The organism is Pseudoalteromonas sp. OFAV1 (assembly GCF_021532595.1).
GTDB classification, from domain to species: Bacteria; Pseudomonadota; Gammaproteobacteria; order Enterobacterales; family Alteromonadaceae; genus Pseudoalteromonas; species Pseudoalteromonas lipolytica_C.
Window position 1 is genome coordinate 18,352 of sequence record NZ_JAKGBG010000058.1, and the last position, 9,254, is coordinate 27,605.

At 38.7% G+C, this 9,254-nt stretch carries 12 protein-coding genes; 6 read left to right on the top strand and 6 right to left on the bottom strand.

The genetic code is table 11. The features are described 5' to 3' along the window. The first annotated feature begins 2 nt into the window (after positions 1–2). The 4 genes from L1267_RS21000 (at position 3) to L1267_RS21015 (ending at position 2,500) form a co-directional block, all read left to right on the top strand. The gene (locus tag L1267_RS21000; RefSeq protein ID WP_235384013.1) at positions 3–395 is read left to right on the top strand and encodes a hypothetical protein; all 393 of its coding nucleotides are present in this window, start codon (positions 3–5) and stop codon (positions 393–395) included. 26 nt (positions 396–421) lie between these two features. Further along, entirely contained in the window at positions 422–784 is a 363-nt protein-coding gene (locus L1267_RS21005) for a hypothetical protein (RefSeq protein ID WP_138558673.1), read from the top strand. Between the two features lie 270 nt (positions 785–1,054). Next, positions 1,055–1,867, top strand: coding sequence for a helix-turn-helix transcriptional regulator (locus L1267_RS21010; protein WP_235384014.1), 813 nt, complete (start codon positions 1,055–1,057; stop codon positions 1,865–1,867). A 75-nt stretch (positions 1,868–1,942) separates the two neighbouring features. Further along, positions 1,943–2,500 carry a YbhB/YbcL family Raf kinase inhibitor-like protein gene (locus tag L1267_RS21015; RefSeq protein WP_328248488.1) on the top strand — a complete coding sequence of 186 codons (558 nt, stop codon included), beginning with the start codon at positions 1,943–1,945 and terminating at the stop codon, positions 2,498–2,500. 694 nt (positions 2,501–3,194) lie between these two features. Here the strand turns inward: L1267_RS21015 and L1267_RS21020 are convergent. Next, positions 3,195–3,626 carry a hypothetical protein gene (locus L1267_RS21020; protein ID WP_062567998.1) on the bottom strand — a complete coding sequence of 144 codons (432 nt, stop codon included), beginning with the start codon at positions 3,624–3,626 and terminating at the stop codon, positions 3,195–3,197. 183 nt (positions 3,627–3,809) lie between these two features. Here L1267_RS21020 and L1267_RS21025 point away from each other — a divergent pair, with 183 nt between their 5' ends. Both L1267_RS21025 and L1267_RS21030 read left to right on the top strand, forming a co-directional pair. Further along, the gene (locus L1267_RS21025; RefSeq protein ID WP_235384015.1) at positions 3,810–4,265 is read left to right on the top strand and encodes a hypothetical protein; all 456 of its coding nucleotides are present in this window, start codon (positions 3,810–3,812) and stop codon (positions 4,263–4,265) included. A 59-nt stretch (positions 4,266–4,324) separates the two neighbouring features. Then, complete coding sequence (locus L1267_RS21030) at positions 4,325–4,798, top strand: mechanosensitive ion channel family protein (RefSeq protein WP_199526952.1); 474 nt, start codon at positions 4,325–4,327, stop codon at positions 4,796–4,798. Positions 4,799–4,855: 57 nt separating this feature from the next. Here L1267_RS21030 and bfr (L1267_RS21035) read toward each other — a convergent pair whose 3' ends face one another. The 5 genes from bfr (L1267_RS21035) to L1267_RS21055 form a co-directional block, all read right to left on the bottom strand. Beyond that, entirely contained in the window at positions 4,856–5,320 is a 465-nt protein-coding gene (gene bfr, locus L1267_RS21035) for a bacterioferritin (RefSeq protein ID WP_062567995.1), read from the bottom strand. An 11-nt stretch (positions 5,321–5,331) separates the two neighbouring features. Next, positions 5,332–5,805, bottom strand: a complete 474-nt coding sequence (gene bfr, locus L1267_RS21040; RefSeq protein ID WP_054552096.1) for a bacterioferritin — start codon at positions 5,803–5,805, stop codon at positions 5,332–5,334. Between the two features lie 209 nt (positions 5,806–6,014). Continuing rightward, positions 6,015–8,150 carry a TonB-dependent receptor gene (locus L1267_RS21045; protein ID WP_235384016.1) on the bottom strand — a complete coding sequence of 712 codons (2,136 nt, stop codon included), beginning with the start codon at positions 8,148–8,150 and terminating at the stop codon, positions 6,015–6,017. 163 nt (positions 8,151–8,313) lie between these two features. Continuing rightward, a complete protein-coding gene (locus tag L1267_RS21050; protein ID WP_235384017.1) occupies positions 8,314–8,649 on the bottom strand; it encodes a DUF3703 domain-containing protein in 336 nt (111 codons plus the stop codon). 26 nt (positions 8,650–8,675) lie between these two features. Further along, on the bottom strand, positions 8,676–9,254 hold a 579-nt coding region (locus L1267_RS21055; protein WP_235384018.1), incomplete at its 5' end, for a PepSY-associated TM helix domain-containing protein.

The following is a 9,254-nucleotide window of genomic DNA, read 5'->3' on the forward strand; positions in this document are numbered from 1 at the left end:
ATATGTTTAAAGTTTTAACCTTAGCTGCTTTAGTCTCGTTAGCAGTACCTACAAACGCAAATGAAATTACAGCTGAGTTTCTTAAAAAAGAGCTAGAACTTGCTCATTCTCAGTACATAAATGGCTCACATGATAGTGCGCTCTATGCGTTAAATTCACTTGCAAGAATTCTTGAGCTTGATAGCGCTAAAACTCTGCAAACAGAAATAGGCCCAAATAATCTTGCTTTTACTTATCTTCGAATTGGAATCATTCATGAGCATGCAGGTGATCAGCAGCAAGCCAATAGCTATTTTGCCAAAGCGATGAATGCTCACCAAGGCAAAAAACTTCAGCTTGCAGAGCTCAAAGCTTATGTAACTAAATTAGACAAATCAGCTGCTCACTTAATTTAAATATAACTGGAAATACAAAGAAAACGATGATCAAATGGCAAGAACTAACTAAATATCAAAAAGCTGCATTTTGGTGCTTGATAGCTATTGTTGGTTGGTTCTCACCTGAGATTGCACTGTTATTTCATTTTGGTGGAATAGAAGTTGTATTTGCTTTTTTAGCAATGTACAGCTTGCCAATCATCAGAGTAGCGTGTTCTTACCTTCAAAAAATTAGAGAAAACCTGTTACTTGCCTATGTGTCATTTCAAAAAAGTGCCTCTGGTAAACCCAACGTCTTTTTAATGCAAACTGCATTTTGCTGTCTTGCAATTGCACTCACCGGATCATTTTCTTTTGCAATGGTATTTTTAATGCCAGGGATGATGTTAAACAGTATGCTTGGCTGATTGGGTTAAAGTTAGCAAGTTGCGAAAGTAAAGTTTGTAGGAGGCGTTTTAACGCCGAACAAGTAGCAGCGATTTTACATCGCGTCCTAGAGCCTAAACCCTAGTACCTAATGTATCCTACCGTAGACGTGAAACTTTTTTCGCGCGATATTATGTAGGTCGTGCTTTAGCGCGATTAAAGTGTAAAGTTAGCCGGTAGCGTTTTACGCCGAATAACTAAGAATCACGGTCCAATCCGTTCCTTCGAGTCCAAAAAAAACAATGTAAATTATGAATGAATTGATAGAGATAGGTTTAAGTACTGTAAAGCAACATCAGTCTTTACCGTTTTCGATTTATTGCGCTAATGATGAACAGCACATAGTTAATGTGCCTATCGCAAAACCATTACTTGTCGTTGTGTTGTCTGGCAGTAAAAGACTAATTGATACAGAAGAAGTTAACTGCAATGCAGGCGATTTCGTCTTTATGGCAAATACACCTAAGGTCGCCATGCGCAACATTCCGCAAAATATTGGTTATATGGCGTTATTGATTGAGTTTGATTACACAGACTTTGAGTGTTTGAAATATCAATCGGGAGCAAAGAAAAAGTTCATTAATGGGCAAGTAGATTCTTTGCTTCAAATGTCCTTAAAACAATTTATTGAATGGGCTGCAGTAACACCATCACAATTATGGCCAATTAGAAGGCAAGAGCTTCTACAGGTGTTATTTTTGCAGGGCTTTATAGATTTAGGTTCAATTATTGAGCCACCAACACTGACTCATAAAGTACATACTATTATCACCAGTGATTTAACACGAGATTGGGATGCAAACAGTATTGCAGCTAGTTTAGCGATGAGCGAGTCTACACTCAGAAGAAAGTTAACCGCAGAAGAAAGTAGTTTTCAGTTAATTAAAGACAAAGCGCGTTTAAGCCATGGGCTACATTTAATTCAAAGCAGCTCAGAGCCTATTGGAGTTATTGCGCAGCAATGTGGTTTTTCGTCGCAATCTAGATTCACAGATAAATTTAAACTGTTGTTTAATACGACTCCAACAGCTCTTCGTAAAACAATAATGAGCGAAGTAGGCTAATAATTGACAGTTTTGGTAGTAATTTGATCTCTCTTTGCTAGGTATTATGATTATTCTTATTAATCGGAGAATATTATGAAATCATCAACATTGAAAATTGCCACGCCATTATTCCTGCTATGTTTGTCTGGCACCACATTCGCTGAGTCTTTTACCTTAACAAGTAAAGACATTGCTCATGGTGAGTTTATGAGTACTTCGCAAGAGTTCAAGGGATTTGGTTGTAACGGCGATAACCTATCACCACAACTTGCTTGGCAAAATGCTCCGAAAGGGACTGAAGCATTCGCATTGACCGTTTATGACCCTGATGCCCCTACAGGCAGTGGCTGGTGGCATTGGCAAGTTGTAAACATTCCTAAATCAGTATCAAGCTTAGCGAGCGGTGCTGGAAATGCTGACAAGAATGCTTTGCCTAAAGGGAGTGTGCAAATAACAAATGATTATGGTTTTAAAGGCTTTGGCGGTGCCTGCCCACCAGAAGGTCATGGCGCTCACAGATATCAATTTACACTGTATGCGTTATCACAAAAGCTTGAATTACCAGAGAATGCATCAGGTGCGTTAGCAGGTTATATGATCAATGCTTATTCGCTTGATTCAGCAACAATTGAAGCGCTTTATAAGCGTTGAGAGAGTAACGAGCTGCAAGAGTAAAGTTAGCGAGTTTCGAGCGTTTGTAGGTCGTGCTTTAGCGCGATTAAAGGGTAAAGCTATCGAGTTACAAGTTTACAAGGGCGTTTTAACGCCGAACATCTAAGGTTCAACGGCTGAAGCCGTTCCTACGTGAAAATTTCCACGGTTTTTGTCGCCATAAATGGCGACCTACAAGGGCACTCGAAGGCGTAAAATTTGTTTCGCGCGATATTATGTAGGTCCTGCTTTAGCGCGATTAAAGGGTAAAGTTAGCGAGTTACAAGTTTACAAGGGCGTTTTAACGCCGAACATCTAAGGTTCACGGCTGAAGACATTCCTACGTGAAATCTCCATGTTTTTTGTCGCCATAAATGGCGACCTACAAGGGCACCATCGTAGGCGTGAAACTTGTTTCGCGCGATATTATGTAGGTCGTGCTTTAGCGCGATTAAAGGGTAAAGTTATCGAGTTACAAGTTTACAAGGGCGTTTTAACGCCGAACATCTAAGGTTGACGGTTGAAGCCGTTCCTACGTGAAAATCTCCATGGTTTTTGTCGCCATAAATGGCGACCTACAAGGGCACTCGAAGGCGTGAAACTTGTTTCGCGCGTCTGCTCTTAAAAAAGTTGCGGCAGAAAGAGGCCGCTACTTGTGAAAGTGTATGGCCTCAAACATCATTGACTCGTAACTTTAATCATCTTTCTTTGCTTTTTTCGCGAGGATTTCAACCTCGGCTTTTTCGGTCACACCAGCCATACTAAGTGCTGTGCTACCTACCGATTCATATTCAAGTTTTATTTTATCGAGTTTAGCGTCGTTTTTGTCTGGTAAACTTAAGCTACGTGATGACATTCCTTTGGTTAGAACACCCAGGTTTTCAAATACCTTTTCTTCACCATTATTCATGATGACTTTAATACTTTTAAGGTTCACTGTGCCATGTGTGCATTTAACCTTAATGTGACTATAACGGCTGCTGGTAATAGGGTTTACGGTATCAGTTTCGCTCTTGTAACTAACTTTTTTCTCAGCGATAGTTTTCCACTCGTCATCACCAGCAAAACTATGTGTACTGGCTAATGTTAGTAAAGTAGTTAAAGCTAATAGTTTAATTATTTTCATTTGATTCCCTCCAAAATTATGATCATTCAAAGATATAGCACATAAATAAAGTAATTGCTTATCTAGAAATGACTAAATAAAACCAAATTCATATTTTAGTCGTATTAACAATATGGTTCTTAGATTCACCAAGCTTAAATGGCATGCTATGCTAATTAAGTGTTTATAGTTTATGGAATTTAAATGAGATCTTACTTTTGGATAGTTGCTTTTTTGTTCTCAAACTCAGCGTTAGCAAGTGCATTGCTAGATGTTAAGCCGAGTAATAAAACCCAATTTTTGTCTTTAATTAAAGATAAACAAGGGGAGTATGCAGCCAAAGAGGGCAGTGACGCAGTTTGCCAAAATGCATCATTCTCATTAATCAAAACACCCACACAAGGTTTTAGTTTAGGCACACTAATTGACTTTAGTGATTTGCATAACGGTACGCAGGTAAAAAAAATCCCAAACTTTTGTGTTGTTAGCTCGAAGCTAAAGTACTTTGTAAATGGTATTGTTAGAACCAAGCGCTACTTTCGCTGTGATAGTGAAGACGATAATGGCTCAACAACTGAAGATCTGCGTTTTAAAGATAATGGCAATATCACTTATACATTGGATAAACCTGACATTTCATGTGTGTTTGAAAAACAATAAATGTTTTCCTCATGCAAATTTAAGCCTATGATGGGCTTTATTTTTTAATTGAAAACCTTATGACTAGCCAACTTATTCAAGCATTTTTAGTGCTTGCTGCCTTTTATATAGCAAGCCTCATAATTGACCGGGCAATTAAACAGTTTCAACGTCGGTTTGATTCAACTGCACTTGAAACTTTCCGGCTAATTTCTAACTCGCAGCGCGCTATTTTATTATTCATTGCTATTGTGCTTGCGTTATCGAAACTCGGTTTTGATGTTGCGGCGTTGGTTGCAGGTTTAGGCTTAACGGGCTTTGCACTGGGTTTTGCGTTGAAAGATGCTATTTCAAACCTAGTTGCTGGTGTCATGATTGTGCTTTATAAACCTATTAAGCTTGGTAATTACATAGAAGTGAGTAATTCAAAGGGCACTGTGATTGATCTTAATTTGCGCTATATCACAATTAAAGGCGAAGGAGCTGTGCATTTAATCCCTAACTCTTTAATTTTAAGTAATAAAGTGTCAATCATTGATCGTGAAGACGATTAATAGCAAAAACTAGCTATAAAAAAAGCAGCCTAGGCTGCTTTTTGAAGTTTTAGCAAATTACATTTGAGATTGTAGGTAATTTTCAAGCCCTGCGGTTTTGATTAACTGCTGCTGTGTTTCAAGCCAATCAATCTGTTCTTCTTGCTCATTTAAGATGTTATCGAGTGCTTCACGGCTGATGTAATCTTTTTTCTCTTCAGCAAGTTTAATTGCTTCTTTAAGATCAGGTAATGAATCAAGTTCAAAGCTCATGTTAGCTTCGATCATTTCTTCAGAGTTTTCACCAATACGTAGTCGACCTAAATCTTGTAAATTTGGTAAACCTTCTAAAAACAAAATACGCTCGATTAAACGGTCGGCGTTTTTCATTTTTTGAATAGATACTTTGTAATCAGCTTTGTCTAATTTTGAAAAGCCAAAATCTTTAAACATACGAGCGTGTAAAAAGTATTGGTTGATACCCACTAATTCATTCGCTAATACTTTATTAAGTGCAGCAATGACGCTTTTATCGCCTTTCATACAATTAGCCTCTATTCGCCCATTTGAGATTGGTGGTAGTTTTGGCTACCAATTTTGTCGATTAGACCAAGCTGTTGTTCTAACCAGTACACATGATCTTCTTCTGTATCAAATAATAGCTTTTCAAGCACTTCGCGTGATTGATAGTCTTTTTCTTGTTCACAGATTGCAATTGCTTCTTTTACACAATCAACAACTTCTAGTTCTAGTGTTAAATCGTTTTGCATCATGCTTTTAACGTCTGAACCAATTAATAAATCACGACGTTTAGTCATGTTTGGTACGCCTTCTAAGAATAGAATACGTTTAATTAACCAATCAGCGTGGTCTTTTTCTTCTTCCATTTCGTGGTTAAGACGCTCATACAGCTTATTTAGGCCCCAATCGTCATACATACGAGAATGAATAAAGTATTGATCTATAGCGGCTAATTCGTTTGCGAGTAGTTTGTTAAAACTATCGATGACTTTTTGGTTACCTTTCATAATGCTGTCCTCGAATTCCAAGTTGCGGTAATTGTAGTATATAAAAACAAGATTGCAAACTTTTTCCTTTTTAAATCAGTTGTTTACTATTGAGTGTGATTCTCGTTTAAGTTTGCGTTAATGGTTGATAAATGAACAATTTATCGTTTTTATTCTTAAATGAAAAAAGCCCTTACTAAGAAGGGCTTGCTGTTCTAATAAAAATTAATTTAGAAGCGATAAGTTGCACCAAGTGTTACAGTGGTACCTAAACCTTTAATGTTATAGCCACCGTAGGTGTATGACTGGGCGCGGGCAGGGTAATAATCATTGTTAAATAGGTTTTCAACACCCATAAACGCTTGCCAGTTTTTACTAAAGTTATAACGACCGCTTAGGTTGAATAGATTGTAACTGCTAATAGGGCCTTGATCGCCAACATAGTCACCGTCTGCATTTGGTTCAAAGCGTTTGCGTGAACCCACATATAAATAACTCACCGTAAGTGATAATTCATCATTAGGCTGCCAGTTTAAGTTAGCTGTACCTTTTGGTGGGCTGATTTGGCGAGAACCTAAGTAAATATCGTCTTCGGTGTTTTTACCTTCAACATAGCTGTAAGTTGCAACCAGTTTTAGGGTTGGGTTAATTTTATAATCAACCAGTGTTTCGTAACCCCAAATCTCTTGCGGCGCACGTACTGGCTCATAAACACCCGTTGCTTCATTAAAGCTATTCGTGGTGCCAAATTCTGATGTGCTGCGGTAAGCTGCAAATTCAAAACGCAAGTCATCAAACTGTGAGGTAAAACCAACTTCATAGTTATCGATGATTGATGCTTCTGTTTGAATTAGACCAATATCGTTTACTGTTGCAGAGCGTAATAAGCGGCCAATATCTGAAATATCAGACCCTTGCGAGTAATTGGCAAAAGGGCTGAAGGCCTCAAGTAAATTGTATTTCACACCTACATTGTAAGTGGTTGCATCGTAATCAATGGTGTCACCTTTTACGCTAAGTGGTACTGAGCATTGTGTTGCTGAGCGGCACAGTTTTAAGGTTTCATAGTCCTCTACAGCAAGATCTATGCTTTCTTGGCGTACACCCGCTTTAATAACTAAATCATTATCGATTACCCACTTAGTTTGTAAAAAACCAGCAAGGCTTTCCATATCCATTTCTGGTACCCAAACACGGCCATCTACAAGTGGCTGAGACGTCACATCATTCAGTGCATCTAGGCCATAAATGAAGGTAGCTTCAACATTGTCAAAATCAACAAGGGTATTGAAGGTAGCGCGCGCACCTTTCTTTTCAGAGCGAATAATTGATTGGCCGCCTTCGTAGCCTTCGTCTGGGTTAGCTAAGCTTGTAGAAAAGAAAAATACATTCTCGATATCTTGCATGTAAAGGTCGAGGGTCATTTGAGTATTACTAAACAGGGCGTAGTCTGTGTATTTTAAGGTAATGTTTTCGTTACCATCTGGGCCTTGTGGTTTACCTTGCTTTTGCAGCTCTTTAGGTACATGAATGGCATAGGTTTTTTCGCCATCATTAAGATCCCCTACAACATCACCTAAATCGGTTTTTTGCTGAGAGCTAAAGTAGTTATAGCTAAATTGTAGCTGCTTCTCATCATCAAAATCATAACCCAGTTTGGTGAAGTAGTTTTCTGTTACTGCGTCAGATAAACCATATTGCAAGCCAAGAATATCACCTTCTGCGTCGCGTTGAACGCCATTTACTTCGTAACTTGCGGTAAATAGATAGCTGAGTTTATCTGCTCGACCATTGATCGCCGCAGAGACTCGCGCACCAGCGCTTTCTTCTAGTTTTACTGCACTAAAACGTGACGAAAGGCTGATTTCACCCTCTGGCATACCATCACTTGTTGCTTGTTTTGTGATGTAGTTAATAATACCGCCCGATGCACCATTACCATAAACAGAAGTCGCACCTTTGAACACTTCGATACGAGCAATGGCACTTGGGTCGAGTGTTTTAACCCCTAAAGAGCCGTTTCTCAGTGGTGTAGATTGTGGCACACCATCAATCATCACAAGTGGTGCACGGCCACGTAAACTCTGACCTGTGTTACTCGAACTACCCGTATCTGGTGCAAGGCCGGGTACCATTTGCGCCAATAAGCTTTGTAGTTCTGGATTAACTTTTAAATGCTCTTCAATTTGCTTTTGGCTAATAATCGTGACTGAAGCGGGTACTTCATCAATGCTTTCAAATACACGGCTGCCTGATACAACAACGTGTTCCATTTCTTCTGCGGTGAGTTTTTTATTAATGGCATCATCAGCAAACGATTGGCTACTTAGTGCGAGTGCAATCAGAGTAAGTGAAGTTTTTAACATGTTTATCCTTGTTAAATCAGTATTAATTATTATGTGATTGTGCGGAAGTCTAAATGTAAAGAAGTGTAAAGGCAAGGCTAATGATAATTATTTGCAATAATTGTTATGACTTTTTAGTTACTCGCGATAAGAAGGGTACAAGTAAGTGCGGTTCTAGTTGATGCTAGTTTAAGTAACGTTTTAGGTCATCAGGAATAGGCATTGCTTTGAAAGGGCTAACATTGGTGCCGCCAGTGTTACCGAGTGGGACCCAAATATGCGAAAACACAATTGACGCAGCCATGCGAGCAAACTGACCAATTATTTCCTTGGCATTATGGTTTTTAAAACCAATTTTACACATCCACCAATGTGAGTAAGTATGCGCAATGATATAGCTTTGGCCAAGAATATGAGCCCGCTCTAAGTGATAAAAAGCGCTTGTGTAATCCGTCTTTGCATAACTAGTTTTAGCCAATATCATTTCAGTGTTAAAGGCATGTTTGAGCTCATTGTTCATAGCAATTTTTTATTGATAAAAGTTGTTCATTTGTAATGGCGTTTGTACCAAAAGTAAACACCCGAAATCGTGAAAAATAACGGTGATAAGGCAAATAGTAACCATAGTAATTGCACAATAGGCCCTGCAAAATCACCAATATGAAACTTATATTTAAAGTTCCATGTTTGCGTGGTCCATGAGCTTTGGCTGGCGTCATAGCTTGCAACAATATCTGCTGAATATGGGTTTGCCCATACCCAACTATAGGCATGGCTTTCACCCGGGTTCTCTATTCTAAAACCTATGTTATCAGTTGCTTTTTTCGGTAAATAAATTCTAAATAACTTACCCTCAGGAAATACAGTTTGTGCGTTATCAAACGCTTTTTGCACTTGAAAAGGCGTATCAGCTGAAGGGGGAATAACCGCTGGTGGTTTAGGTCTATCTTCAACTGTGCCTTGCATCACAAATTCTAATACGGCTTTGGTTTGTTCTTTCCAGTTAAATGCCATACCTGTGTAGGCAATTAAAATGAGTGGAATTAAAAAATACACACCTAGAACGGTATGTAGCTGATACATCAGCACTCTAAACTTTGCTTTACGCTTAATAGCCAAGCGCTT